We start from the raw sequence: 25,145 nt of genomic DNA, 5'->3' as shown, positions 1-25,145 counted from the left end.
GCTTGTTTCTACACGGCGGGCCGTTCAGTTGGCGGCGAACTCTCCGAGCAGAGCCTTGCGCTGCTGCTCGCCGAGGCCGCGCAGGCGACGGCTGTCCGCGATCTTGAGCTTCTCCATGATCTGGGTGGCCCGGATCTTGCCGATGCCCGGCATCGCCTGGAGCACGGCCGAAACCTTCAGCTTGCCCACGACGTCGTCGGACTCGGCCCGCTCGAGGACGGTGGCGAGGGTGGTCTTGCCCTGCTTGAGCTGCTCCTTCAGCTCAGCGCGGGCCTTGCGGATCTCCGCGGCCTTCTCCAGCGCGGCAGCGCGCTGCTCGGGGGTCAGTGACGGGAGCGGCACCAGTTCTCCTCAGGTCCCTAGTACGGCGGGCTGAGCGCCCCACCGCATCTGTGAAACGTGGTGTCGCTGGCAACCAAAGGGGTCCGTGGTTCCCAGCGCGGGGAAAACTAGCGGTCAACGGAGATTTCGGCAACGTGGACGCGCGATGATCAACCCAAAGTGACCGAGCCGTCAGTCAGTCCGCCGTGCCCAGGGCGGCCCGGCAGTCGGCCAGCACCCGCTCGGTGGCGGCCCGCAGGTCGGCCGGGTCGGGGCCCGCGCCGAGCACCTCCCGGGAGTACGAGGGGAGCACCGACGGCAGCGCGGCGCCGAACACGGTACGCAACCCGGCGGGCGTTCCGCCCTGCGCGCCCAGCCCCGGCGCGAGCAGCGGACCGTTCACCGAGTCCAGATCGTGACCGGTCTCACCGATCGTCGCCCCGACCACGAGACCGAAGCTGCCGAGTGGTTCCGCACCCCTGTTGAGCTGGGAAATCTCGTCGATCACGGTCTGCGCGACGGTGCGCCCGTCGGCACCCACGGCGCGCTGCACGGAGGCACCCTCCGGGTTGGAGGTGAGCGCCAGGACGAAGACCCCGCCGCCGTGCTCGGCGGCGGTGGAGAACATCGGGGCGAGCGAACCTACTCCCAGGTAGGGGCTCGCGGTGACCGCGTCGACATACAGAGGGCTGGATGGATCGAGATAGGCCGACGCGTACGCGGCGACCGTCGAGCCGATGTCGCCACGCTTCACGTCAAGCAGAGTGAGCGCTCCCAAATCTCGCAACTGTCGGATAGTTGACTCAAGCACGCCGACACCCCTGGCGCCGAAGCGCTCGAAGAACGCCGACTGCGGCTTGACCACGGCGACCCGGTCGCCGATCGCCTCCACCACGGTGCGGCAGAACCGCTCCAGGCCCGCCACATCGTCGGACAGGCCCCAGGCGGTCAGCAACCCGGGGTGCGGGTCGATGCCCACGCAGAGCGGCCCTCGTTCCGCCACGGCCCGGTGCAGGCGGGCGCCGAACGTCTTCTCCATCGCGTCTCTCCCTCTCCCGGCGGCCACGGGCCGCCTGGCGTGTCCGGCGACGGGCCTTCCGTCGCGCCCTGGCGTATCCGGCCGGGCTCAGCCGGCCTTGACCGCCGCGGCCACTCCGGCCGCGATCCGCGCCACGTCCGCGGCGTCGCAGACGTACGGCGGCATCGTGTAGACGAGATCCCGGAACGGGCGCAGCCACACCCCCCCGGCCACCGCGGCGGCTGTCGCCCGGGGCAGGTCCACCTCGTGGTCGAGCTGCACCACCCCGATCGCGCCGAGCACGCGGACGTCGGCCACGCCGGGCGCGCCCCGCAGCGGCTCCAGACCGGCCCGCAGGCCGTCGGCGATGCCCGCCACGCGTCCCGCCCAGTCCCCGGCCCGCAGCAGGTCCAGGGAGGCGTTGGCGACGGCACAGGCGAGCGGGTTGCCCATGAACGTCGGCCCGTGCGCCAGCACCCCGTCGGCGGAGATCACCCGCGCCACCTCGGGCGTGCACAGCGCCGCGGCGAGCGTCAGGTACCCGCCGGTGAGTGCCTTGCCGACGCAGAGCACGTCCGGGGCGACACCGGCGTGCTCGGCGGCGAACATCCGGCCGGTCCGGCCGAAGCCGGTGGCGATCTCGTCGAACACCAGCAGGATGCCGTGCCGCCGGGTCACCTCGCGCAGCACGCGCAGGTAGTGCGGGTGGTGGAACCGCATCCCGCCGGCGCCCTGGACCACCGGCTCCACGATCACCGCGGCCAGTTCGTGGGCGTGCCGCTCCACCGCGTCCACCAGCGCCACCTCGTACGCCGGGTCCGGCGCCGCGTCGAAGCCGGGCGGCGGCACCGGCGCGAACACCTGCCGGGGCAGCACGTCGCCCCAGAGGTGGTGCATGCCGCCCTCCGGGTCGCACACGCTCATCGGGTGGAACGTGTCACCGTGGTAGCCGCCGCGCCAGGTGCCCAGCCGGCGGCGCTGCGGACGCCCCCGCGCCCGCTGGTACTGCAGGCACATCTTCACCGCCACCTCGACGCTCACCGAGCCGGAGTCGGCCAGGAAGACGTGTTCCAGGCCGTCCGGGGTCAGCTCGACGAGCGTGCGCGCCAGGCGTACCGCGGGCTCGTGGGTGAGCCCGCCGAACATCACGTGGCTCATCCGCCCGAGCTGGTCGGTCACCGCGGCGTCGAGCACCGGGTGCCGGTAGCCATGGATCGCCGCCCACCACGACGACATGCCGTCGACGAGGTCCCGCCCGTCCGCGAGCCGCAGCCGCACCCCCGCGGCGCTCTCGACCACATACGGCGCGCCGGCGCCCGGCATCGGGGCGTACGGGTGCCACACGTGCCGCCGGTCGGCTTCCAGAATCTCCTCAGGCGTCACGTCTCCTCCTCCTTCGCCCCCGCCCTCTCCCCGCACTCCCCCCACCCTCTCCCCGCTGATCTTGCAGGTGCCGCCCCCGCCGCGTCCGGAACGCGGTGGTATGCCGGGACGGGACGTGCAAGATCGCGCGGGGTCAGGGGCGGGGCACAGGGCGAGGGCGGGGTCAGGGTCGGGTGGCTGTTCGGGTGATGGCCCGGGTCAGGGACGGGCCCCGGTAGATGAAGCCGGTGTAGAGCTGGAGCAGGGCGGCGCCGGCGTCGAACATGCGTGCCGCGTCGTCCGGGTGCAGGATGCCGCCCACGCCGATCACCGGTAGCCGGCCGCCGGTCTCCCGGTGCACGAACGCGACCATCTCCCGGGCCCGGGCGGTCAGCGGCCGGCCGGACAGCCCGCCGGCCTCGGCGGCGCGCTCCCGGTCGGCCGGGGCGAGCCCGTCGCGGGCGAGCGTGGTGTTCGTGGCGATGACCCCGGCCGCGCCCCGGTCGAGGCACACCTCCAGCAGCTCGGCCACGGCCGGCTCGGTGAGGTCCGGGGCGATCTTCACCAGTACCGGCTTCTCCTCCCCCACCAGCGCGGCGAGCAGGGCGTCCAGATGGGACCGGTCCTGAAGCGACCGCAGCCCGGGAGTGTTCGGTGAGGACACGTTGACCGCGAAGTAGTCGCCGTGGTCCTTGAGCGCCCGATAGGACGCGAGGTAGTCCTCGACCGCCTCGTCCAGCGGGGTCACCTTGGACTTGCCGAGCGAGATGCCCAGCGGCACGCCGAGCGGGCGCGGCAACGCGGCCAGCCGGTCCGCAAGCGCCTCGGCGCCGGCGTTGTTGAAGCCCATCCGGTTGATCACCGCTTCGCTGTCGCGCAGCCGGAACAGCCGGGGCCGGGGGTTGCCCGGCTGGGCGTGCGCGGTCACGGTGCCGACCTCGACGAAGCCGAAACCCAGCGCCGGCCAGGCCGGCAACGCGAGTCCGTTCTTGTCCATGCCGGCCGCCAGCCCGACCGGGTTGGGGAAGCGCACCCCGAACACGGTGCGCGGCGCCGACCGGAAGTACGCCGCACGCAGCGCCGCGAGGACCGCCGGCCGGCGGGACACCGCGGCCAGCCGCGCCAGCGTCCACTCGTGCGCCCCCTCGGCGTCCCCGCCCGCGAGCGAGAACAACCGGGGCCGCACCACCCTCTCGAAGATCACGCCACGCCCCCTCGCCCGGTCCCCCCGGTCCCCCCGGTCCCCCCGGTCCCCCCGGTCTCCCCGTTGATCATGAGGTTGGCGGCGGATTTGGAGATCCACATCGCCGCCAACCTCATGATCGGCGCGTTCAGGCGCGGTGTCACTCGCCCGCCCGCAGGGCGGCGTGCAGGTCCTGCAGCGGGCGGACCTTCAGGTCGCCCCGGATGCGGGCCTCGATGCCCATGACCGCGGCGGCGGCGCCGGGCACCGTGGTGACGCACGGGATGTCCACGCTCACCGCCGCGCTGCGGATCTCGTACCCGTCGGAACGGGCACTCGCCCCGGAGCCCTGCGGCGTGTTCACCACCAGCGCCACGTCCCCGCCGAGGATCAGCGACACCGCGTCCGCGCCCTCACCCGACTCGTAGTGCTTACGGATCTGCTCGCAGGCGATGCCGTGCCGGCGCAGCACCTCGGCCGTGCCGGTGGTGGCCACGATCTCGAAGCCCAGGTCGGCCAGGCGCTTGATCGGGAAGATCATGCCGCGCTTGTCCCGGTTGGCGACCGAGACGAAGATCTTCCCGGCGGTGGGCAGCGACCCGTACGCGGCGGCCTGCGACTTGGCGAACGCCTGCCCGAAGCCGGTGTCGATGCCCATCACCTCGCCGGTGGACTTCATCTCCGGGCCGAGCAGCACGTCGATGCCCTTGCCGGACGGGGTGCGGAACCGCTTGAACGGCAGCACCGCCTCCTTGACGGCGATCGGCGCGTCGGCCGGCATGGTGCCGCCGTCGCCGGTGGGCGGCAGCATGCCCTCGGCGCGCAGCTGCGCGACGGTGGCGCCGAGCGCGATCCGGGCCGCCGCCTTCGCCAGCGGCACCGCTGTGGCCTTCGAGACGAACGGTACGGTCCGGGAGGCGCGCGGGTTGGCCTCCAGCACGTAGAGCATGTCGCCCTGCAGCGCGTACTGGACGTTGAGCAGGCCGCGCACCCCGATGCCGCGGGCGATCTGCTCGGTGTAGTGCCGCACCTGGGCCAGGTGCGAGCCGGCCAGGGTGATCGGCGGCAGCGCGCAGGACGAGTCGCCGGAGTGGATGCCGGCCTCCTCGATGTGCTCCATCACGCCGCCCAGGTAGACGTCGCCGTCGGCGTCCACGAGCGCGTCCACGTCGATCTCGATGGCGTCGTCCAGGAACCGGTCCACCAGCACCGGGCGGTCCGGCGAGATGGCGGTGGCCCGGCCGATGTAGTCGCGCAGCGTGGCGTCGTCGTAGACGATCTCCATGCCGCGTCCGCCGAGCACGTACGAGGGGCGGACCAGCACCGGGTACCCGATCTCGTCGGCGATCGCCTTCGCCTCGTCGTACGAGGTGGCCATGCCGTGCGCGGGCGCGCGCAGGCCGGCCCGGGCCAGCACCGCGCCGAACGCGCCGCGCTCCTCGGCCAGGTGGATCGACTCCGGGGAGGTGCCGACGATCGGCACGCCGGCGTTCTTGAGCCGCTGCGCCAGGCCCAGCGGGGTCTGCCCGCCGAGCTGGACGATCACCCCGATGACGCCGGGGCCGCCCGCCTCCCTGCCGGAGGAGTCCTCGGCGTGCCAGACCTCCAGCACGTCCTCGAACGTCAGCGGCTCGAAGTAGAGCCGGTCGGCGGTGTCGTAGTCGGTGGAGACGGTCTCCGGGTTGCAGTTGACCATGACGGTCTCGTAGTCCACGTCCCGCAACGCTTGGACCGCGTGCACACACGAGTAGTCGAACTCGATGCCCTGACCGATCCGGTTCGGCCCGGAGCCCAGGATGAGCACCTTCGGCCGCGCCGAGGGCGCCACCTCGGTCTCCGAGTCGTATGTCGAGTAGTGGTACGGCGTGGTCGCCTCGAACTCGGCCGCGCAGGTGTCCACCGTCTTGTAGACCGGCCGGACGCCGAGCCGGTGCCGCAGCGTGCGTACGCCGTCCTCGGCGGCCAGCTCCGGGCGCAGCGCGGCGAGCTGCCGGTCGGACAGGCCGGCCCGCTTGGCGCGGCGCAGCAGGGTGGCGTCGAGCACCGGCGCGTCCACGATCTCGGCGCGCAGCTCGACCAGCGAGGCGATCTGGTCCAGGAACCACGGGTCCATGCCGCCGGACGCCTCGGACACCTCGGCGATCGACGCGCCGAGGCGCAGCGCCCGCTCGACCGTGTAGAGCCGGCCGTCGTGCGGCGTCCGCAGCGCCGCCAGGGTGTTCTCCTTCGTCGCGCCCTCCGGGTCCGGAGTGGTCCAGAAACCGGATGACTTGGTCTCCATCGAGCGCATCGCCTTGTTCAGCGCCTCGGTGAAGTTGCGGCCCAGGCTCATCGCCTCGCCCACCGACTTCATCGTGGTGGTCAGCTCCGGGTCGGCGCCGGGGAACTTCTCGAACGCGAACCGGGGGATCTTCACCACCACGTAGTCGAGCGTCGGCTCGAACGCCGCCGGCGTCTTCAGCGTGATGTCGTTGGGGATCTCGTCGAGCGTGTAGCCGATGGCGAGCTTCGCGGCGATCTTCGCGATCGGGAAGCCGGTGGCCTTCGACGCCAGCGCCGAGGAACGCGACACCCGCGGGTTCATCTCGATCACGACGATCCGGCCGTCGGCCGGGTTCACCGCGAACTGGATGTTGCAGCCGCCGGTGTCCACACCGACCTCGCGCAGCACCGCGATGCCGAGGTCACGCAGCCGCTGGTACTCCCGGTCGGTGAGCGTCATCGACGGGGCGACGGTGACGCTGTCGCCGGTGTGCACGCCCATCGGGTCGACGTTCTCGATCGAGCAGACCACCACCACGTTGTCGTGGCGGTCGCGCATCAGTTCGAGCTCGTACTCCTTCCAGCCGAGCACGCTCTCCTCGATGAGCACCTCGTGGACCGGGCTGGCCGCCAGGCCGGACCCGGCGATGCGCTCCAGGTCCTCGTCGGTGTGCGCCATGCCGGAACCGAGGCCGCCCATGGTGAACGACGGCCGGATGACCACCGGCAGGCCCAGGTCGGCGACCGTCTCGCGGACCTCGTCCATCGAGTGGCAGACCCGCGAGCGCGGCACCAGCGCGGACGGATCGTCCAGGCCCAGCCGTACGCCGGCCTTCGCCACGATCTCCTTGAACAGCTGCCGGTCCTCGCCCCGGTTGATCGCCTCGATGTTCGCGCCGATCAGCTCGACGCCGTACTTCTCCAGCACGCCCGCCTCGTGCAGGGCGACAGCGGTGTTCAGCGCGGTCTGCCCGCCGAGCGTCGGCAGCAGCGCGTCGGGGCGCTCCTTGGCGATGACCAGCTCGACGAACTCACGCGTGATCGGCTCGACGTACGTGGCGTCGGCGAACTCCGGGTCCGTCATGATCGTCGCCGGGTTCGAGTTGACCAGGCTGACCCGGATCCCCTCGCTGCGCAGCACCCGGCAGGCCTGGGTGCCGGAGTAGTCGAACTCGCAGGCCTGTCCGATCACGATCGGCCCGGAGCCGATCACCAGGACGTGCTTGAGGTCGGTCCGCTTAGGCATTCTTGCGCCCCTCGATCAGCTCTGCGAAACGGTCGAAGAGGTAGTCCGCGTCGTGCGGGCCGGCCGCCGCCTCGGGGTGGTACTGGACGGTGAAGGCGGGCACGTCCACGGCTCGCAGCCCCTCGACCACGTTGTCATTGAGGCAGACGTGGGACACCTGGACGCCGCCGAACTCGGTCTGGATCACCTGATCCGGCACCACCGCACCGTCCCCGGCACCCGGCACCTGCACCGCGAAGCCGTGGTTGTGGCTTGTCACCTCGACCTTGCCGGTGGCCCGGTCGAGCACCGGCTGGTTGATGCCGCGGTGGCCGTACCCCAGCTTGTAGGTGCCGAAGCCGAGCGCCCGGCCGAGGATCTGGCTGCCGAAGCAGATACCGAACAGCGGGATCCGCCGGGTCAGCACCTCCCGGGCCAGCGCCACCGGGCCGTCGGCGGTCGCCGGGTCGCCCGGGCCGGGCGAGAAGAAGACAGCGTCCGCGCCGGTGGCGAGCAGGTCCTCGATCGTCGACCCGGCTGGGAGCACGTGGGTGGTGACGCCGCGGGCGGCGAGCCGCCGCGGCACGTTGCGCTTGATGCCCAGGTCCACCGCGGCCACCGTGAACCGGTGCTCGCCTTCCGCCTCGACCACGTACGGCTTGGCGGTGGTCACCTCGTCGGACAGGTTCGCGCCGACCATCTGCGGCGAGCGGCGCACCCGCTCCAGCAGCGCGGCCGGGTCGTCCTCGACGCTGGAGATACCGACCCGCATCGCCCCGCGCTCGCGCAGGTGCCGGGTCAGCGCCCGGGTGTCCACGCCGCTGATGCCGACGACGCCCTCGGCGGCGAGCCGGTCCTCCAGGCCGCCGCCGGCCCGCCAGTTGGAGCTGATCCGGGCCGGGTCGCGCACCACGTACCCGGCCACCCAGATCCGGTCGGACTCGTCGTCCTCGCCGTTGACGCCGGTGTTGCCGATGTGCGGCGCGGTCTGCACCACCACCTGCCTGTGGTACGACGGGTCGGTGAGCGTCTCCTGGTAGCCGGTCATGCCGGTGTTGAAGACCGCCTCGCCGAAGGTCTCCCCGACGCTGCCGTACGCCTCACCGTGGAACGTGCGCCCGTCCTCCAGGACGAGAATTGCCGATCTACGCTTCACCATTTACTTGACAGCCTTTCCGTCCAGGACCGTCGGCTCGCCGCGCAGGAAGGTCGCCACGATGCGACCCGGCAGCGTCATGCGGGCGTACGGGGTGTTGCGACTGCGACTGGCCAGCTCCGCCGGTTCGATGACGCGCCGGGCGGCCGGGTCGACAAGGGTCAGGTTGGCCGGTACGCCGGGCGCCGGGTCGAGGCCGTGCCCGGCCAGCCCGGCGATCCGGGCCGGCGTGCGGGACATCCGCTCGGCGATCAGGTCCCAGCGGGGGCCGAACACGTCGAGCGCGATCGACAGCGCCGTCTCCAGGCCGAGCATCCCCGGCCGGGCGTACGCCCACTCGCACTCCTTGTCCTCCACGGCGTGCGGCGCGTGGTCGGTGGCGATGATGTCGATCACGCCCTCGGCCAGCGCCTCCCGCAGCGCGGCGATGTCGGCGGCGGTACGCAGCGGCGGGTTGACCTTGAAGACCGGGTCGTAACTCTCCGCCTTGGCGTCGGTGAGCAGCAGGTGGTGCGGCGTCACCTCGGCGGTCACCCGTACCCCGCGCGCCTTGGCCTGGCGCAGCACCTCGACGCTGCCGGCGGTGGAGACGTGGCAGACGTGCAGGCGGCTGCCGACGTGCTCGGCGAGCAGCACGTCGCGGGCGATGATCGCCTCCTCGGCGACGGCCGGCCAGCCGGTCAGGCCGAGGCGGGTGGACACCTCGCCCTCGTGCATCTGCGCGCCCTCGGTGAGCCGGGGCTCCTCGGCGTGCTGGGCGATCACGCCGTCGAACGCCTTGACGTACTCCAGCGCCCGGCGCATCAGCCGCGGGTCGGACACGCAGTGCCCGTCGTCGGAGAAGATCCGCACCCCGGCGGCCGAGTCGGCCATCGCGCCCAGCTCGGCCAGGCGCTCGCCGGCCAGCCCGACGGTGACCGCGCCGATCGGCTGCACGTCGACCAGGCCGGCCTCCCGGCCGAGCCGCCAGACCTGCTCGACCACGCCGGCGGTGTCGGCGACCGGCGAGGTGTTCGCCATCGCGCAGACCGCCGTGTAGCCGCCGAGCGCCGCCGCCCGGGAGCCGGACTCGACCGTCTCGGCGTCCTCCCGGCCGGGCTCGCGCAGGTGGGTGTGCAGGTCGACCAGGCCGGGCAGCGCGACCAGGCCGGTCGCGTCGATGACTGTGGCGTCGTCCGCGGCGAGCCCGCGGCCCGTCCCGGCCACCACGCCGTCGCGGATGAGCAGGTCGGTCGGCTCGCCGCCGACCACACTGACGCCTGTGATGAGGTACGCGGTCACCGGTTGTTCCCTCCGAGCAGCAGGTAGAGCACGGCCATCCGCACGGAGACCCCGTTGGCGACCTGTTCGACGATGGTGGAGCGGGGCGAGTCGGCCACCTCGGGCGTGATCTCCATGCCCCGGTTCATCGGTCCGGGGTGCATGACGATCGCGTGTTCGGGCAGCCGGCGCATGCGCGGCCCGTCGAGCCCGTAGCGGCGGGCGTACTCGCGGGCCGACGGGAAGTAGGAGTCACCCATCCGCTCGCGCTGCACCCGAAGCATCATCACCACGTCCACACCTGGGAGAACGGTGTCGAGGTCGTAACAGACGTCGGTGCCGGGCGCCAGGGCGGCGGCGATGTCGACCGGGATGAGCGTGGGCGGGCCGACCAGGGTGACCTTCGCCCCGAGCGTGGACAGCAGCAGCACGTTCGAGCGGGCCACCCGGGAGTGCAGCACGTCGCCGACGATCGCCACGTGCAGGCCCTCGAGCCGGCCCAGCCGGGACCGCATCGTGTACGCGTCGAGCAGCGCCTGGGTGGGGTGCTCGTGGGTGCCGTCACCGGCGTTCACGACCGACCCGTCGACCCACTCGGCGAGCCGGTGCGGCGCGCCGGAGGCGGGGTGCCGGACGACCACCGCGTCCGCGCCCATCGCCTGGAGCGTGAGCGCGGTGTCCTTCAGGCTCTCCCCCTTGGCCACGCTGGAGCCCTTGGCGGAGAAGTTGATCACGTCGGCGCTGAGCCGCTTGGCGGCCGCCTCGAACGAGATCCGGGTCCGGGTGGAGTCCTCGTAGAAGAGGTTGACCACGGTGCGCCCGCGCAGCGCGGGCAGCTTCTTGACCTCACGCCCGGCCACCGTCGCCATCTCCGCGGCGGTGTCCAGGACCAGGGTGGCGGTGCCGGCGTCCAGGTCGGCGCCGGAGAGCAGGTGCCGGATCATGCGGGTGTACCCCCGTACAACTTGACCTCGTCGGTGCCGTCGGTCTCGGCGAGGGTGACCTTGACGTTCTCGGCCAGCGCGGTGGGGATGTTCTTGCCGACGTAGTCGGCGCGGATCGGCAGCTGGCGGTGGCCGCGGTCGACCAGGACCGCGAGCTGCACGGACGCCGGGCGGCCGACGTCGCTGAGCGCGTCCAGCGCGGCCCGCACGGTACGGCCGGAGAACAGCACGTCGTCGACGAGGATCACCCGCTTGCCGTCGATCCCGCCGCTCGGCAGGTCGGTCGGGCCGACCGCGCGGGTGGCGTGCCGGCGCAGGTCGTCGCGGTAGAGCGTGATGTCGAGCACGCCGACCGGGACGGTGACGTCCTCGAAGGTGCTGATCCGGGCGGCGAGGCGGTGGGCCAGCGGCACGCCCCGGGTGGGGATGCCCAGCAGCACGGTGCCGGCGGCGCCCTGGGTCTTCTCCAGGATCTGGTGGGCGATGCGGTCGACCACCCGCGACACGTCCGCTGCGGCGAGGATCACCTTCACCGAGGGTTGTCGCGGCGGCGACGAGTGGGCAGCCGACGGGTAGGCCACGGCGGACCTCCTTCCCCGCCTCACGGGACGGGTCGTTAAAGGACGTCTGGTCTGCTCCGGCCGGCCCCCACAGGGCCCGGACCGGGGCTTCACGCCACGTTACCAGCGGTCACCGGGCCGCCCGCCGCCGGTCCTGACCTGCTGGTCAGCCCGGAGAAATAGGGACAAGCCACACGCGGGTGCCGGACCCGGTGGACGGCAACACTTGACCACATGTCGCAATCCCCGTACCGTCACGCTCCGTAGCGATAGCTCGGAGAACCCGAACAGCACTGGGAGTGTCCGAATGCCCTCTGAATACGCCAAGTCGCTGGGCGCCCGCCTGCGCTCCATCCGCCAGCAGCAGGGTCTGTCCCTGCAGGGGGTGGAGGAGAAGTCGAACGGGCGGTGGAAGGCCGTGGTGGTCGGCTCGTACGAGCGCGGCGACCGCGCCGTCACCGTGTCCCGCCTGGCGGAGCTGGCCGACTTCTACCGCGTTCCCGTCTCGGAGCTGCTGCCCGACGGCAGCGGGGTGCGTCACGAGCCCACCAGCAAGATCGTGCTGGACCTGGAGCGGCTCTACGACGAGGCCTCCGAGGACCTCGCGTACGTGGCCCGCTACGCGCGCGCCATCCAGCAGCAGCGCGGCGACTACAACGGCCGGGTGCTCTCGATCCGCGCCGACGACCTGCGCGCCCTCGCGATCGTCTACGACGCCTCGCCGTCGGGGCTGATCGAGCGGCTGACCGAGCACGGCGTGCTGGTCGCCGACCCGCGGGCGTTCTTCGCCTCCTGACACCCCCGTACGACGAAAGGGCCCGTGCCGACCGGCACGGGCCCTTCGTCGTCGCTACGCGTCAGCGCGTGGCGTACTCGGCGATCCGGCCGAGGATGCCGTTGAGGAAGCGGGGCGAGTCGTCCGTCGACATCTGCCGGGCCAGCTCCACGGCCTCACTGATCGCCACCGCGTCGTCGATCTCGTCGACGTAGAGCAGCTCGTACACGGCGATCCGGGCCAGGTTGCGGTCGACCACCGGCATGCGCTCCAGCGTCCACCCCTCGGCGTAGCTGGCGATCGTCTCGTCGATCCGGTCGAGGTGCGCCGCCACGCCCTCGACCAGCCCGACCGCGTAGCCGAGGTGGTCGGGGCGGGGCTGCTCGATCCGTTCCAGGTAACCGGCGAGCACCTCGACCGGCGGGCGGTCCCGCAGGTCGGCCTCGAAGAGCACGTCCAGCGCCCGCTTGCGCGCCTTGCGGCGCGCCGGCATCTGCTGCTTGGGGCCCTCGGCCATCAGGCTCGGCCGAGGTAACGGCCGTCGCGGGTGTCGACCTTGATCTTCTCACCGGTGGTGATGAACAGCGGCACCTGCACGGTGGCGCCGGTCTCGACGGTGGCCGGCTTGTTGCCGCCGGTCGAGCGGTCGCCCTGCAGGCCCGGCTCGGTGTAGGTGACCTCGAGCACGACCGAGGTCGGCAGCTCGATGTACAGCGGCACGCTCTCGTGGGTGGCGACAGTCGCCTCGGCCTCGGGGAGGAGGTAGTTGGCGGCCTCGCCGACGGTGCCGCCGGGGACGGTGATCTGGTCGAACGTCTCCAGATCCATGAAGACATAGTCCTCGCCGTCGGCGTACAGGTACTGCATGGTGCGCTTGTCCACGGTCGCGGTCTCGACCTTGGTGCCCGCGTTGAAGGTCTTGTCGACCACCTTGCCGGACAGCACGTTCTTCAGCGTGGTGCGCACGAAGGCACCACCCTTACCGGGCTTGACGTGCTGGAACTCGACGACGGCCCACAGCTCGCCGTCCAGGTTGAGTACCAGGCCGTTCTTCAGGTCGTTGGTGGTGGCCATTTCCTGCCTTGATCATCAATTGGCGGACAGACCGTCCAAGTCTACTCGCTCTGTCGAATCGGACTCGCACGCTGAGCCAGGTGGTGCAGCGCCAGCCGGTAGCCGTCCACGCCCAGGCCGCAGATCACGCCGGTGGCCACCGCGGAGACCACCGAGTGGTGCCGGAACTCCTCCCGGGCGTGGATGTTGGAGATGTGCACCTCGACCAGCGGGCCGCGCAGCATCGCGCAGGCGTCCCGCACCGCGATCGAGTAGTGCGACCAGGCGGCCGGGTTCAGCACCACCGCCGCCGCCTCGTCGGCCGCCTCGTGGAGCCAGGCGAGCATCTCGTGCTCGGCGTCGGTCTGCCGGACCACCACGTCCAGGCCCAGCTCCCGGCCGTGCCGTTCACAGTCGGCCACGAGCTGGGCGTAGCTGGTCACCCCGTACACGTCGACCTGGCGGGTGCCGAGCCGGCCCAGGTTCGGCCCGTTGAGCACGTACACCCTCACGAGCTGATCTCCGCGTACGCGGCGGCGAGCAGGTCGTCCGGCGGCGCCTCCAGGATCGCCGGGCGGGCGAGCCCGTCGAGCACCACGAACCGCAACCGGCTGCCCCGGGCCTTCTTGTCCACCCGCATCGCGGCCAGCAGTTCCGGCCAGGCGTCGGCCCGGTAGCCGGTGGGCAGGTCGAGCGCGGTCAGCACCCGGCGGTGCCGCTCGGCGTCGGCCGCGTCCAGGCGACCGGCGAGCCGGGCGAGCGTGGCCGCGTAGACCAGGCCGACCGCCACGGCGTGACCGTGCCGCCAGCGGTAGCCCTCCACCTTCTCGATCGCGTGGGCGAGGGTGTGCCCGTAGTTGAGCACCTCGCGTACCCCGGATTCGCGCAGGTCCCCGGCGACCACGCCGGCCTTCACGCGGACCGCGCGCTCGACCAGTTCCCGCAGCACCGGACCGGCCGGGTCCAGCGCGGCGGCCGGGTCCTCCTCGACCAGGTCGAGGATGACCGGGTCGGCGATGAACCCGCACTTGACCACCTCGGCCATGCCGGCGGCCAGGTCGGCCGGGGGCAGGCTGTCCAGCGTCGCCAGGTCGGCCAGCACGCCGACCGGCGGGTGGAACGCGCCGACCAGGTTCTTGCCGGCGGCGGTGTTGATGCCGGTCTTGCCGCCCACGGCGGCGTCGACCATGCCGAGCAGCGACGTGGCGACCGGCACCCAGCGCACGCCGCGCAGCCAGGTCGCGGCGACGAACCCGGCCAGGTCGGTGACCGCGCCGCCGCCCACCCCGACCACCGCGTCGGTACGGGTGAACCCGGCGTCGCCGAGCCGGTCCCAGCAGGCCGCCGCCACGTCGACGTGCTTGCCCGCCTCCGCGTCCGGCACCTCGATCAGCAGCGGCGTCACGCCGCTCTCGCGGACCGCGTCGGCGAGCCGGTCGGCGAGCGCCTTGAGCGGCGGCGCGTGCAGGAAGGCCACCCGCTCGGCGCCCGGCAGCAGCCGGGGCGGCGGGTCCAGCAGGTCACGTCCCACGAGCACGTCGTACGGCCGCTCGCCGCCGACCGGGATCCGGGTCACCTCGTCCATCGCGGGCAGCCTAGTCCAGCACGCCGCCCTCGCGGGGCGACTGTCCACGGGCTGGGTGTTTGCCCGGCCGCACCGCGGGTAGGGCGGCCGGAATGAGCGAGACGACGGCACACGCGACCCGGCCGGAGTCCGCGACGAGCATCCGGCTGCCCGCCACGATCCTCGGCGTCGGGCTCGGCGGCTTCGTCGACGGCATCGTCCTGCACCAGGTACTCCAGTGGCACCACATGCTCAGCAGCACCGGCAGCGACCGGATCGGCGTGCGCGAGTACCCGGTCGACACCGTGCCCGGGTTGCAGATGAACACGCTCTGGGACGGTCTGTTCCACGTGGTCACCTGGGTGGCGGTGCTGACCGGGCTGGCCCTGCTCTACTCCCGGGTCACACACTCCCGGGGCCGGCTGTGGCGCTCGCCCACGCTGTGGGGCTGGGCGCTGATCGGCTGGGGCCTGTTCAACCTGGTCGAGGGCGTCATCGACCACCACCTGCTCGGCATCCACCACGTCCGCGGCGGCCCGAACCAGCTCTGGTGGGATCTCGGGTTCCTGGCCCTCGGGGTGGTGCTGATCGCCGCGGGCTGGGTGATCCAGCGCCGGGCCCGGGCCGTGGACCTCTGCGCGCCCGAACGCCGGTGACAGTGGCCCTAGCCCACGCCGGGCACGCCGACGGCGGCTTCCCGGTGACCGCGCTGATCCCGGTGGCGCTGTTCTGGGCGTACCTGGCCGCCGCGCTGCGGCTGCGCGACCCGGGCGGGCCGGGCTGGCCGCACGCCCGCACGGCGAGCTTCGGGCTGGGCGCGCTGCTGCTGGTGACCGGGCTGCTGTGGCCGGTCGGCGACTTCGTCGGGCACATGTGGCAGCACCTGCTGATCGGCATGCTCGCGCCGCTGGCGCTGGTGCTCGGCGCCCCGGTCACGCTGCTGCTGCGCACGCTGGACCGGCGTACCGGCCGGGCCCTGGTCCACCTGCTGCGGCACCCGGTCGCGCGGGTGCTCGGCCACCCGGTGACCGGTCTGCTGCTCACCGCAGGCGGGCTATGGCTGCTCTACCTCACCCCGCTGTACCGGGCCACCCTGGACGACCCGGCCCTGCACACGCTGGTGAACGTGCACTTCCTGCTGAGCGGCTGCCTGTTCGCCTGGTCGATCGCCGGTCCCGATCCGGGACCGCACCGCCCCCGCGTACCGGTCCGGCTGGTGGTGATCGGGGTCGGGGTCGCCGCGCACGCCACCATCGCCCAACTGCTCTACGCCGGGCTGTTCGTGGACGTGCCGGCCACCGCCGCCGAGCTGCGGGCCGGCGCCACGCTCATGTACTACCTGGGTGACCTGGCCGAGATCGCGCTGGCGCTGGCGCTGCTCGCCACCTGGCGACCCGAGCCGGCCCGGAGCCGCCGCGCCGGACGCCGGACAGCCGGGACCGCCGCGGCCAACGCCTGACCGGTGCGCCTTCTCACCCGCCCATGGCGTTCCACCGAAGGAGCCGGACACAGCGCGGCGAGGCGAGGGTCAGGGCTTGAGCAGGGCGGCGATCTCCGCGGCCAACTCCTGCGGCGTACGCCCGTCGGTGACCACCGTCGCGGTCGCCACCTCGGCGTAGAGCGGTCGGCGCTGGTCCATCAGGTGCTTGAGCGTGGCGCGCGGGTTCAGCGCGAGCAGCGGCCGCCCGGCGCCCAGACCGACCCGCTTGACCGCGTCGGGCAGCTCCACCGACAGGTGCACCACCGTGTGGCCGATCAACGCGGCCCGGTTCTCCTCGGCCAGGACCGCGCCGCCGCCGACCGCGAGCACGCCCGCGTGCGACGCGAGCGCCGCCGCCACGGCGGCCCGTTCGAGGGTACGGAAGTGCTCCTCCCCCTCGTCCACGAAGATCTCCGGGATGGGCTTGCCGGCGAGGTTCTCGATGTCGGCGTCGGTGTCCCGGAAGCCGACGCCGAGCAATTCGGCGAGCGCCGTTCCGACTGTGGTCTTGCCGGAGCCGGGCGACCCGACAAGCACGCAGACCGGCCGGGTGTTCACTTGACGACCAGCCCGTCGAGGTAACCGGTCAGGTTGCGGCGCATCTCGGCGATCGAGTCGCCGCCGAACTTCTCCACCGCCGCCTCGGCCAGCACCAGCGCGACCATCGCCTCGGCCACCACGGCCGCGGCCGGCACCGCGCACACGTCGGAACGCTGATTGATCGCGGTGGCCGGCTCACCCGTGGTCACGTCGATCGTCGCGAGGGCCCGGTTCAGCGAGGAGATCGGCTTCATGGCCGCCTTCACCCGCAGCGGCTCACCGGTGGTGATGCCGCCCTCCAGGCCACCGGCCCGGTCGGTGATCCGCCGCACGCCGGTGGCGGTGGGCACGATCTCGTCGTGCGCCTCGGAGCCACGCGAGCGGGCCTGCTGCCAGCCGTCGCCGATCTCCACGCCCTTGATCGCCTGGATCGACATGAGCGCGGTGGCGAGGCGGGCGTCGAGCTTGCGGTCCCACTGCACGTGGCTGCCCAGGCCCGGCGGCACCCCGTACGCGAGCACCTCGACCACGCCACCGAGCGTGTCGGCGGCCTTCTTCGCGGCGTCGACCTCGGCGACCATCCGGGCGCTGGCCTCGGCGTCGAGGCAGCGCAGCGGGTCGGCGTCGATGCGCGCGGCGTCCTCCGGCGTGGGGCGCAGACCCGGCTTGACCGCCACCGGGCCCAGCTCGACCACGTGCGAGACGATCTCGACGCCGAGCGCCTGACGCACGAGCGCCTTGGCGACGGTGCCCACCGCGACCCGGGCGGCGGTCTCCCGGGCGCTGGCGCGCTCCAGGATCGGCCGGGCGTCGGTGTGGCCGTACTTCTGCATGCCGGCCAGGTCGGCGTGACCCGGGCGGGGACGGGTCAGTGGTGCGTTGCGGGCCTGGCTCGCCAGTTCCTCCGGGTCGACCGGGTCGGCGGCCATCACGGTGCGCCACTTGGGCCACTCCGAGTTGCCGACCCGGATCGCCACCGGGCTGCCGAGCGTCACCCCGTGCCGGAGCCCGCCGATGATCTCGACCTCGTCCTGCTCGAACGACATCCGGGCACCCCGGCCGTAGCCGAGCCGGCGCCGGGCCAGCTCGCCGGAGATCTCCCCGGTGGTCACCTCGATGCCGGCGGGTACGCCCTCCAGCATCGCGACGAGGGCGGGTCCGTGCGATTCACCTGCAGTCAGCCAGCGCAACACGACGGTCAGTCTGTCACGCCCGGTGGTCACCGGCGTACGCCGCCCGCCGCATCCCGCCCTGCGGACAGGCCATTTCCGCGCGCTGGTCTTCCGCCCGGTCGGTGAGGTGTTAACAGGGGACCCTTCCTCTACCGGAGGCGTTAAGAAGGGCCCTTCCTTACACCGGCAGCGCGGCGCGCATCGCGGCGCGTGGGGCGGTGACCCCGGTGAACTGTTCGAACTGGCCGAACGCCTGGGCCAGCAGCAGGTCCAGCCCGGAGACCACCCGGCACCCGGCGGTCAGCGCCGCCGCCGCGAGCGGCGTGGGCCACGGCTCGTAGACCACGTCGAAGAAGACCGACTCCGGCCGCCAGTCGAAGTTGTCCGCCAGCGGGTCGGCCACCCCCTTCGGCACCGTGGAGATCACCACGTCGGCGCGGGCGTGCGCGGGCGCGCCGTCCCACTCGGCTCCGGCCAGCGGCACCCCGGCCGCCGCCGCGACCGGGCGCAGCTCGTCCACCGCTTCCGGGCGGCGGGCCACCACAGTCACCTCGGCCGCCCCGATCCGGGCCGCCGCCGCGATGGCCGCCCGGGCGGTGCCACCCGCGCCGAGCACGGTGACGACCGCCCCGGCCACGCAGCCGGCACCGGTGAGCACCTCGACCATGCCGGTGACGTCGGTGTTGTCCGCGTACCAGGTGCCGTCGGGCCGGCGTACCAGCGTGTTGGCGGCGCCGACAGCGGCGGCGACCGGCGAGACCTCGTCGGCCAGCGCGAGCGCCGCCTCCTTGCCCGGCATGGTCACCGACAGCCCGGCCCACTCGGGGCCGAGACCCGCGACCAGGCCGGGCAGCTCGTCGGCGCCGGCTTCGATCCGGGTGTACGACCAGCCGGTCAGCCCGGCGGCCGCGTACCCGGCGGTGTGGATCACCGGGGAGAGCGAGTGGGCGATCGGCTTGCCGACCACCGCGGCGCGGTGGGGATCGGCCATCAGATGATCCCGGCCTCCCTGGCCTTCTGCTCGTTGCGCTGGTGCTCTGCGTAGGTCTCGGCGAACGCGGAGCGCCCGTCCTTGCTGATCGCCACGAAGAAGAGCCACTTGCCCGGCGGCGGGCTCAGCGCGCCCTGCAGGGCGTCCTTGCCCGGGTTGTTGATCGGGGTGGGGATGAGGCCGCGCAGCTTGCGGTTGTACGGGTTTTTCGGGTTGTCCAGCTCGGCAGAGGTCATGTCCTTGGACGCCTTGGTCGGCTGCCCGGTCAGCTCCAGGTAGTAGTTGACAGTGACGTCCATCTCCAGGCAGCCGCAGTCGAAGTTGCCCTTGTAGACCCGGTTGTAGGCAACCTGGGCAACCTTGCCCAGGTCGGCCTTGTTGCCGGCCTCGGCCTGCGCGAGCGAGGCGACGATCAGCGCCTCGTACGGGGTGATGCCGCCGCGGTCCTTCTGCACCTTCTCCGCGTACTGCATGCCGGAGGTGACGGTGAGGAAGTTGTCCACCATCAGCTTGAGCACCGTCTCGGCGGTGGCCTTCGGCGGGATCTCGTACGTGTCCGGGAAGAGGAAGCCCTCGATCGACGGCTTGACCTTCTTGCCGTCGGAGCGCTTGAACCACCAGTCCGGGACGCCGAGCGCCTCCGGGTCCTTCGCCGCGGCCTCGAAGTCCTTGACCGGGATGTCGGTCTTCTCGGAGAGCCGCTTGTAGACCGTCTTCGCGGTGAGGCCCTCGGGGATGGTGATCCCGTTGACGATCTTGTTCTTGAGGTCCAGCATCGCCGCGACCGCCGCGTCACCGCTCATCTGCTTGCGCAGCTTGTACGTGCCGGGCTGGATGTTCTTGCTGCGCGAGTTCTCCTCGGCGGCCTCGATGAACGCCTTGGTGCTCTTCACCACGTCGGCGGCGACGAGCGCGTCGGCCATGTCGGCGATCAACGCGCCCTGCTTGATCTCGACGGTCACCTCGCCGGTGCCGGAGCCGTCGTAGTCGGGTGTGACGAAGTAGTTCTGGACCCGGTCGAAGCCGTAGAACGCACCGCCGCCGATGCCGCCGAGCAGGACCAGCGCGAGCGCGAGGGCGAGCAGGGTCTTGCCCCGGCTGCCGCCGGACTTGCCCTGGCGTCGGCGCACCGCGCCGCGCCGGTGCCGGCCCTTCTCCCCCCTGTCCGGCTCGTCGAACCCCAGATCAAGATCGTCGATCATTGCGTCCGCCTCCGCTGTGCGTCCAGCCAGCTCTGCAGAATCTCCACCGCGGCGGCCTGGTCGACCACCGCTCGTTGGCGCTTTCCCCGGACGCCCCGTTCGGCCAGCCTACGACTCGCGACGACGGTAGACATCCTCTCGTCCGTCAGCGTCACCGGAATCGGCCTCATTACATCAGCCAATCGGCTGGCATATGCTGATACGTTCGCCGCCGCGGGGCCGTGCTTTCCGGCCAGGTTGACAGGCAGCCCGACCACGATCCCCACCGCCTCGTGCTCGGCGGCGAGCCGGACCAGCTCGGCCATGTCGGCGGGCACCGCGTCCGGTTCGGCGGTCAGGTCACGGGCCAGCGTCACCAGGGGCGTGGCCAGGATGCCGTGCGGATCACAGCGGGCCACCCCCACCCGGACCTGGCCGACGTCGACGCCCAGCCGGACGCCACGGGACAGCTCGCTCACGAGCGGACACCTCCCCGCCGGTACGGGCCAGGGCGGACCGGGTGGTCCGCCCTGGCGTCGATCGTCGCGCTCATGCCGTGCCGACTGGGCATGCCCTCACGGCCCTCGCTTCGCTCGGTGCGTTCGCTCATGCCGTGCCGGCGACCGCCCGCTCGACGGTGACCAGCAGGTTCGGCGCCTCCGTCGCGGGCAGGCCGCCGCCCTGGGCCAGGTCGTCGCTGCCGCCGCCCCGGCCGGAGAACGCCGCCTTGACCAGATCCTTCGCGCTCAGGTTCCGCCCCCGGGCGGCCTGGTTGACGGCCACCACGAGCGACGCCTTGCCGTTGGCCCGGGCGGCCACCGCGACCACCGCCGGGCGGGCCGCGTCGATCCGGCCCCGGATCTCCTGGGCGAGGGTCCGCACGTCGTTCGCCGCCGCGCCCTCCGGCGCCTCGGTGCCGACGTACGCGACGCCGCGCACGTCCTTCGCCTGCGCCGCCAGGGCACCGGCCCCGCCGAGCACGAGCTGGGCGCGCAGCTTCTCCAGCTCCTTCTCCGCGTCGCGCAGCTGGGTGACGGTCTGCTCCACCCGGTCGGCCACCTGCTCGCCGGGCACCCGGAACAGCTCGGCCAGCCGGGACACCAGCAGGTGCTCGCGGGCCAGGAAGCCGAACGCGTCCATGCCGACGAGCGCCTCGATGCGGCGGACGCCGGAACCCACAGAAGCCTCCGAGAGGATCTTCACCAGGCCGAGCTGGGCGGAGCGGGCCACGTGCGTGCCACCGCACAGCTCGCGGGCGTAGTCGCCGACCTCGACGACCCGGACCCGCTCGCCGTACTTCTCGCCGAACAGGGCCATCGCCCCGATCCGGCGGGCCTCCTCCTGGCTGGTGACGAACGCGTGCACCTCCAGGTCGGCCAGCAGCACCTCGTTGACCTGCTGCTCGACGTCGTGCAGCACGCTCGGCGCCACACCCGTCGGGGTGTTGAAGTCGAACCGCAGCCGGCCCGGCGCGTTGAGCGAACCCGCCTGGGTCGCCGACTCACCGAGGAAGTTGCGCATCGTCTGGTGCACCAGGTGCGTGGCGGTGTGCGAGCGGGAGATCGCCCGGCGGCGGGACACGTCGATCTCGGCGTACCCGGTCTCCCCGGAACGCACCTCGCCGCGCACCACCTTGGCCCGGTGCACGATCAGGCCGGGCACCGGCTGCTGCACGTCGAAGACCTCGACCTGGCCGCCGCCGACGGTGATGAGCCCCTGGTCGGGCTGCTGGCCGCCGCCCTCGGCGTAGAACGGGGTGGTGTCGAGCACCAGCTCGATCGTGTCGCCCTCGACCGCCGCGGAGATCGCGGCGCCGCCGGACAGCAACGCGCGTACCCGCGACTCCCGGCTCAGCTCGGTGTAGCCGGTGAACTCCACCGGCCCGCCGCCGTCGAGCACCGACCGGTACGCCGACACGTCGGTGTGCCCGGTCTTGCGCGCCTGCGCGTCGGCCTTGGCCCGGCTGCGCTGGTCGGCCATCAGCCGGCGGAAGCCCTCCGCGTCGACCTGCAACCCCTGCTCGGCCGCGATCTCCAGGGTCAGGTCGATCGGGAAGCCGTACGTGTCGTGCAGCTGGAACGCCTTGTCACCGGAGAGCGCCGCCCTGCCGGCCGACTTGGTCTCGGCGATGGCGGTGTCCAGGATCGTGGTGCCGGCGCGCAGCGTGGCCAGGAACGCGTCCTCCTCGGCGTACGCGTACTGGGAGATCCGGCCGAAGTCCTCGGCCAGCTCCGGGTACGACGGCGCCATGCAGTCGCGGGCCACCGGCAGCAGCTCCGGCAGCGCCCGGTCCTGGTAGCCGAGCAGCCGCACCGCCCGGATCGCCCGGCGCATGATCCGCCGCAGCACGTAGCCCCGGCCCTCGTTCGACGGGGTCACGCCATCGCCGATGAGCATCAGCGAGGTGCGCACGTGGTCGGCGATGACCCGCAGCCGTACGTCGTCCGGGTGCGACTCGTTGGCCGCGTGACCCGAGTGCACGCCGTAGCGCTTGCCGGTCAGCTCGGCGGCCTTGTCGAGGATCGGCTTGACCTCGTCGATCTCGTAGAGGTTGTCCACGCCCTGCAGCAGCGAGGCCATCCGCTCCAGGCCCATGCCGGTGTCGATGTTCTTCGCCGGCAGGTCACCGAGGATCGGGAAGTCCTCCTTGCCGGTGCCCGGGCCGCGCTCGAACTGCATGAAGACGAGGTTCCAGAACTCCAGGTAGCGGTCCTCGTCGACCTCCGGGCCGCCCTCGCGGCCGTAGGCCGGGCCGCGGTCGTAGTACAGCTCGGAGCACGGACCGCACGGGCCGGGGATGCCCATCGACCAGAAGTTGTCGGCCTTGCCGCGGCGCACGATCCGCTCGGCCGGCACGCCGGTGGCGCGCCAGATGTCGTACGCCTCGTCGTCGTCCAGGTAGACGGTGGCCCAGATCCGCTCCGGGTCCAGCCCGAAGCCGCCCGCCTCGACCGGCTTGGTGGCCAGATCCCAGGCGAGCGGGATCGCCCCGGACTTGAAGTAGTCACCGAAGGAGAAGTTGCCGTTCATCTGGAAGAACGTGCCGTGCCGGCTGGTCTTGCCGACCTCGTCGATGTCCGGCGTCCGGATGCACTTCTGCACGCTCGTCGCCCGCGCGTACGGCGGGGTCTGCTGGCCCAGGAAGTAGGGCACGAACTGCACCATGCCCGCGTTGATGAACAGCAGGTTCGGGTCGCTGATGGCGGGCAGCGGAGCGGACGGCACCACGGTGTGCCCGTTCGCCTCGAAGTGGGCGAGGAACCGCCGCTTGATCTCCGCCGTCTTCATCGCTGGTGGTCCTCCGGGAAAATCTCTCGGTCGCCGATCCGCGGGTCCTCCCGCAGCTCGGCGAACTGGTCGTCGTACACCTCGCCGCGGGCGAAGGCCTCGTGGATCTCCTGCTCACGCTCGGCCATGCCGACCCGGACGTCGTCCACGAACGCCCGGAGCGACTCGACCAGACCGCCGGCGGACTCGGACAGCCCGCTGGCGATGCCGGCCGGGGTGTACGCCTGCGCGGTCCGGGTGGCCTTGCGCACCACCAGGACGCCCACGGCCAGCCCGATGCCCAGCCAGAACAACCGCCTCATGTTCTCATCCTTCCCGCGTACGCCGGTCGGGGTCAGCGGTTGCCGCGCTTGGCGGCGCGACGCTGCTGCTTGATGGTGTCGCGCACCTCGCGCTCGGTCTCGGCGTGCCGGCGGGCGGAGGCGGCCCGGCGCACGCCGTAGCCGAACGCGGCCACCTTGACCAGCGGGTTCGCGGCGGCGGCGGAGACCACGGTGGCCAGGTTCGCCACGTTCGCGGTGACGTTCTGCGCGTGGCTGGTCATGGTGTCCACCTTGGCGAGCTGGAGGTTCACCCCGTCCAGCGAGGTCTGCACCTGCTCCAGCGCCACGTTGACGTTCTTCACCGTGGTGTTCACGTCACCGAGCAGCGGCGCGGTGCGCTCGTTCACGTCGGTGATCATGCGGGTCGTCGCGTCCACGGTGTGCCGCAGCCGCAGGATCGGCACCGCCAGCACGAGCACCAGCATCAGGAACGCGCCGGCCGCGATCAGCGCAGCGATCTCTCCACCACTCACGCGAAAGTCCTCCTCAAGCAGTGTCCCGGAACCCGACGCCCCGGAACGCGCGACCGTACCTACCCACTTCGCGCCACGCCGACCCGGTCACCGGGCACGGACGGGCGTGCCAGCCCCAGACCCTACCGTCCGTGATGGAAGTCGGCTCACGACGGTGAGGGGGTCACCTCGCCCAGCGGGTCGTCGGTCAGCGTCGGGTAGGGATCCTCACCGGTGAGTGACGGATCGGTGGTCGGTGTCGGTCCGGTGCGCTCGTCGTCGATCGCGTTGCGCACCTTCACCGACACCAACGAGCCGGTGCAGGCCGCCGCTGCGGGCTCGGCGGGCGTGGACGGCGCGGGCGCTCCGTCGATCGGCGGAGGCGTGCAGGTGCGGTCGCGTACCCACAGGTCGAGCGTCAGCTCGTCCCGGCGCCAGCAGGTGTAGCTGCCCGGGACCTTCTCGTCCGGGCAACGGTCGACCTTCCAGCGCCGCCACCCGTCCCCGGCCAGCGCCTTCTCGTAGACCGCGACGGTCTCCTTCCACCCCTGCTCCGACTCGAGGGACCGTTCCCGCAGGCGGCAGTCCTGCAGGCACCAGCGGCTGCCGCTGACGTTGTCCACCGTGTTGCTCTGCGCCCAGGTGGGCACCGCGAGCTCGTCGAGGGTGTCGAAGACCGGGTCGCGGCTGAGCGTCCGCATCCCGAAGTAGAGCGGTACCGCACCCAGCAGCACGAGGCTGACCAGGGCGAGGATGCCCAGCCGCAGCCGGCTGCGCTCGCGCATCTGCCGGCGCAGCTCGGACCGCGCGCCACGCAGGCCACCGGTCTCCGCGCCGCTGTCGGCCGGTCCGGGACCGCCGGGCCGTGGCCCCGCCGGCTCCCCCGGGGGTACGACCACAGCCGCCCGGGCCGCCGCCGGTGTCGCCGGGCCGCCCGGTCCGGGCCGGTCGGTTTCCGGTCCGGGTGGTGTCGCGCGCCCGGCGGGCCGCTCGTCCGGCGCGACCGGGCGGGCCACGCCGGCCGTCGCGCGGGCG

General features: G+C 72.4%; 25 protein-coding genes. 3 read left to right on the top strand and 22 right to left on the bottom strand.

What is annotated here, in order from left to right; translation table 11 throughout:
* Positions 1-24 precede the first annotated feature (24 nt).
* The 9 genes from mihF to pyrR form a co-directional block, all read right to left on the bottom strand.
* On the bottom strand, positions 25-342 hold the full coding sequence (gene mihF / locus ACPCK6_RS19985) for an integration host factor, actinobacterial type (protein ID WP_013285515.1): 318 nt from the start codon (positions 340-342) through the stop codon (positions 25-27).
* Between the two features lie 175 nt (positions 343-517).
* Entirely contained in the window at positions 518-1,360 is an 843-nt protein-coding gene (gene pyrF / locus ACPCK6_RS19980; RefSeq protein ID WP_318333486.1) for an orotidine-5'-phosphate decarboxylase, read from the bottom strand.
* An 87-nt stretch (positions 1,361-1,447) separates the two neighbouring features.
* Positions 1,448-2,722 carry an adenosylmethionine--8-amino-7-oxononanoate transaminase gene (locus tag ACPCK6_RS19975; protein WP_423481867.1) on the bottom strand — a complete coding sequence of 425 codons (1,275 nt, stop codon included), beginning with the start codon at positions 2,720-2,722 and terminating at the stop codon, positions 1,448-1,450.
* A 163-nt stretch (positions 2,723-2,885) separates the two neighbouring features.
* Complete coding sequence (locus ACPCK6_RS19970; RefSeq protein WP_423481866.1) at positions 2,886-3,905, bottom strand: quinone-dependent dihydroorotate dehydrogenase; 1,020 nt, start codon at positions 3,903-3,905, stop codon at positions 2,886-2,888.
* A 139-nt stretch (positions 3,906-4,044) separates the two neighbouring features.
* Entirely contained in the window at positions 4,045-7,392 is a 3,348-nt protein-coding gene (gene carB / locus ACPCK6_RS19965) for a carbamoyl-phosphate synthase large subunit (RefSeq protein ID WP_396880468.1), read from the bottom strand.
* A complete protein-coding gene (gene carA, locus ACPCK6_RS19960) occupies positions 7,385-8,527 on the bottom strand; it encodes a glutamine-hydrolyzing carbamoyl-phosphate synthase small subunit (protein ID WP_423481874.1) in 1,143 nt (380 codons plus the stop codon). The genes carB and carA overlap by 8 nt, the downstream gene beginning before the upstream one ends.
* Before the next feature lie 3 nt (positions 8,528-8,530).
* Positions 8,531-9,808: a dihydroorotase gene (locus ACPCK6_RS19955; protein WP_423481865.1), complete on the bottom strand. Its 1,278-nt coding sequence runs from the start codon at positions 9,806-9,808 to the stop codon at positions 8,531-8,533.
* Complete coding sequence (locus ACPCK6_RS19950; RefSeq protein ID WP_396880470.1) at positions 9,805-10,731, bottom strand: aspartate carbamoyltransferase catalytic subunit; 927 nt, start codon at positions 10,729-10,731, stop codon at positions 9,805-9,807. The genes ACPCK6_RS19955 and ACPCK6_RS19950 overlap by 4 nt, the downstream gene beginning before the upstream one ends.
* Positions 10,728-11,312, bottom strand: a complete 585-nt coding sequence (gene pyrR, locus ACPCK6_RS19945) for a bifunctional pyr operon transcriptional regulator/uracil phosphoribosyltransferase PyrR (protein WP_318333476.1) — start codon at positions 11,310-11,312, stop codon at positions 10,728-10,730. Before pyrR ends, ACPCK6_RS19950 begins: the two co-directional genes overlap by 4 nt.
* 286 nt (positions 11,313-11,598) lie before the next feature.
* Between pyrR and bldD the strand changes: the two genes are divergently transcribed.
* Positions 11,599-12,087, top strand: coding sequence for a transcriptional regulator BldD (gene bldD, locus ACPCK6_RS19940; protein WP_013285505.1), 489 nt, complete (start codon positions 11,599-11,601; stop codon positions 12,085-12,087).
* A gap of 61 nt (positions 12,088-12,148) precedes the next feature.
* On the opposite strand, the gene nusB is transcribed toward bldD, so the two are convergent.
* The 4 genes from nusB to aroB are packed head-to-tail and all read right to left on the bottom strand — an operon-like array spanning position 12,149 to position 14,704.
* Positions 12,149-12,559: a transcription antitermination factor NusB gene (gene nusB / locus ACPCK6_RS19935; protein ID WP_174361785.1), complete on the bottom strand. Its 411-nt coding sequence runs from the start codon at positions 12,557-12,559 to the stop codon at positions 12,149-12,151.
* A gap of 23 nt (positions 12,560-12,582) precedes the next feature.
* Positions 12,583-13,140, bottom strand: coding sequence for an elongation factor P (gene efp / locus ACPCK6_RS19930; RefSeq protein ID WP_013285503.1), 558 nt, complete (start codon positions 13,138-13,140; stop codon positions 12,583-12,585).
* A gap of 41 nt (positions 13,141-13,181) precedes the next feature.
* Complete coding sequence (gene aroQ, locus ACPCK6_RS19925; RefSeq protein ID WP_396880471.1) at positions 13,182-13,631, bottom strand: type II 3-dehydroquinate dehydratase; 450 nt, start codon at positions 13,629-13,631, stop codon at positions 13,182-13,184.
* On the bottom strand, positions 13,628-14,704 hold the full coding sequence (aroB, locus tag ACPCK6_RS19920) for a 3-dehydroquinate synthase (protein ID WP_423481864.1): 1,077 nt from the start codon (positions 14,702-14,704) through the stop codon (positions 13,628-13,630). Before aroB ends, aroQ begins: the two co-directional genes overlap by 4 nt.
* 92 nt (positions 14,705-14,796) lie before the next feature.
* Between aroB and ACPCK6_RS19915 the strand changes: the two genes are divergently transcribed.
* On the top strand, positions 14,797-15,339 hold the full coding sequence (locus tag ACPCK6_RS19915; RefSeq protein WP_423481863.1) for a DUF2243 domain-containing protein: 543 nt from the start codon (positions 14,797-14,799) through the stop codon (positions 15,337-15,339).
* Entirely contained in the window at positions 15,336-16,142 is an 807-nt protein-coding gene (locus tag ACPCK6_RS19910) for a cytochrome c oxidase assembly protein (RefSeq protein WP_423481862.1), read from the top strand. Before ACPCK6_RS19915 ends, ACPCK6_RS19910 begins: the two co-directional genes overlap by 4 nt.
* A gap of 69 nt (positions 16,143-16,211) precedes the next feature.
* Here the strand turns inward: ACPCK6_RS19910 and ACPCK6_RS19905 are convergent, their stop codons facing one another.
* From ACPCK6_RS19905 to ACPCK6_RS19865, 9 genes are all read right to left on the bottom strand, one after another.
* Positions 16,212-16,721 carry a shikimate kinase gene (locus ACPCK6_RS19905; protein WP_396880475.1) on the bottom strand — a complete coding sequence of 170 codons (510 nt, stop codon included), beginning with the start codon at positions 16,719-16,721 and terminating at the stop codon, positions 16,212-16,214.
* Positions 16,718-17,896, bottom strand: coding sequence for a chorismate synthase (aroC, locus tag ACPCK6_RS19900; protein WP_318333471.1), 1,179 nt, complete (start codon positions 17,894-17,896; stop codon positions 16,718-16,720). Before aroC ends, ACPCK6_RS19905 begins: the two co-directional genes overlap by 4 nt.
* Positions 17,897-18,053: 157 nt before the next feature.
* Positions 18,054-18,866 carry a shikimate dehydrogenase gene (locus ACPCK6_RS19895; protein WP_423481861.1) on the bottom strand — a complete coding sequence of 271 codons (813 nt, stop codon included), beginning with the start codon at positions 18,864-18,866 and terminating at the stop codon, positions 18,054-18,056.
* Positions 18,866-20,068 (bottom strand): endolytic transglycosylase MltG, encoded by a 1,203-nt coding sequence (gene mltG, locus ACPCK6_RS19890; RefSeq protein WP_423481860.1) that lies wholly within the window; start codon positions 20,066-20,068, stop codon positions 18,866-18,868. Before mltG ends, ACPCK6_RS19895 begins: the two co-directional genes overlap by 1 nt.
* The gene (gene ruvX, locus ACPCK6_RS19885) at positions 20,065-20,526 is read right to left on the bottom strand and encodes a Holliday junction resolvase RuvX (RefSeq protein WP_423481859.1); all 462 of its coding nucleotides are present in this window, start codon (positions 20,524-20,526) and stop codon (positions 20,065-20,067) included. Before ruvX ends, mltG begins: the two co-directional genes overlap by 4 nt.
* Before the next feature lie 127 nt (positions 20,527-20,653).
* On the bottom strand, positions 20,654-23,335 hold the full coding sequence (gene alaS / locus ACPCK6_RS19880; RefSeq protein ID WP_396880478.1) for an alanine--tRNA ligase: 2,682 nt from the start codon (positions 23,333-23,335) through the stop codon (positions 20,654-20,656).
* Positions 23,332-23,637: a hypothetical protein gene (locus ACPCK6_RS19875; protein ID WP_013285491.1), complete on the bottom strand. Its 306-nt coding sequence runs from the start codon at positions 23,635-23,637 to the stop codon at positions 23,332-23,334. The genes alaS and ACPCK6_RS19875 overlap by 4 nt, the downstream gene beginning before the upstream one ends.
* A gap of 32 nt (positions 23,638-23,669) precedes the next feature.
* Positions 23,670-24,131 (bottom strand): DUF948 domain-containing protein, encoded by a 462-nt coding sequence (locus ACPCK6_RS19870; RefSeq protein ID WP_013285490.1) that lies wholly within the window; start codon positions 24,129-24,131, stop codon positions 23,670-23,672.
* A gap of 146 nt (positions 24,132-24,277) precedes the next feature.
* Positions 24,278-24,895 (bottom strand): hypothetical protein, encoded by a 618-nt coding sequence (locus ACPCK6_RS19865; protein ID WP_396880771.1) that lies wholly within the window; start codon positions 24,893-24,895, stop codon positions 24,278-24,280.
* Positions 24,896-25,145: the final 250 nt, after the last annotated feature.

This window comes from Micromonospora sp. AB353 (genome assembly GCF_049538395.1).
GTDB classification, from domain to species: Bacteria; Actinomycetota; Actinomycetes; order Mycobacteriales; family Micromonosporaceae; genus Micromonospora; species Micromonospora aurantiaca.
The sequence above is the reverse complement of the archived record's forward strand: the minus strand, read 5'-3'. Positions and strand labels throughout refer to the sequence as shown.

What these genes read in the sequence shown, in the direction of transcription:
- mltG (WP_423481860.1), bottom strand. Translation starts at nt 20,068, where the DNA reads ATGATCGACGATCTTGATCTGGGGTTCGACGAGCCGGACAGGGGGGAG.
- ACPCK6_RS19895 (WP_423481861.1), bottom strand. Translation starts at nt 18,866, where the DNA reads ATGGCCGATCCCCACCGCGCCGCGGTGGTCGGCAAGCCGATCGCCCAC.
- carB (WP_396880468.1), bottom strand. Translation starts at nt 7,392, where the DNA reads ATGCCTAAGCGGACCGACCTCAAGCACGTCCTGGTGATCGGCTCCGGG.
- alaS (WP_396880478.1), bottom strand. Translation starts at nt 23,335, where the DNA reads ATGAAGACGGCGGAGATCAAGCGGCGGTTCCTCGCCCACTTCGAGGCG.
- ACPCK6_RS19875 (WP_013285491.1), bottom strand. Translation starts at nt 23,637, where the DNA reads ATGAGGCGGTTGTTCTGGCTGGGCATCGGGCTGGCCGTGGGCGTCCTG.
- ACPCK6_RS19865 (WP_396880771.1), bottom strand. Translation starts at nt 24,895, where the DNA reads ATGCGCGAGCGCAGCCGGCTGCGGCTGGGCATCCTCGCCCTGGTCAGC.
- aroB (WP_423481864.1), bottom strand. Translation starts at nt 14,704, where the DNA reads ATGGACGAGGTGACCCGGATCCCGGTCGGCGGCGAGCGGCCGTACGAC.
- ACPCK6_RS19915 (WP_423481863.1), top strand. Translation starts at nt 14,797, where the DNA reads ATGAGCGAGACGACGGCACACGCGACCCGGCCGGAGTCCGCGACGAGC.
- pyrF (WP_318333486.1), bottom strand. Translation starts at nt 1,360, where the DNA reads ATGGAGAAGACGTTCGGCGCCCGCCTGCACCGGGCCGTGGCGGAACGA.
- nusB (WP_174361785.1), bottom strand. Translation starts at nt 12,559, where the DNA reads ATGCCGGCGCGCCGCAAGGCGCGCAAGCGGGCGCTGGACGTGCTCTTC.
- bldD (WP_013285505.1), top strand. Translation starts at nt 11,599, where the DNA reads ATGCCCTCTGAATACGCCAAGTCGCTGGGCGCCCGCCTGCGCTCCATC.
- efp (WP_013285503.1), bottom strand. Translation starts at nt 13,140, where the DNA reads ATGGCCACCACCAACGACCTGAAGAACGGCCTGGTACTCAACCTGGAC.
- ACPCK6_RS19950 (WP_396880470.1), bottom strand. Translation starts at nt 10,731, where the DNA reads ATGATCCGGCACCTGCTCTCCGGCGCCGACCTGGACGCCGGCACCGCC.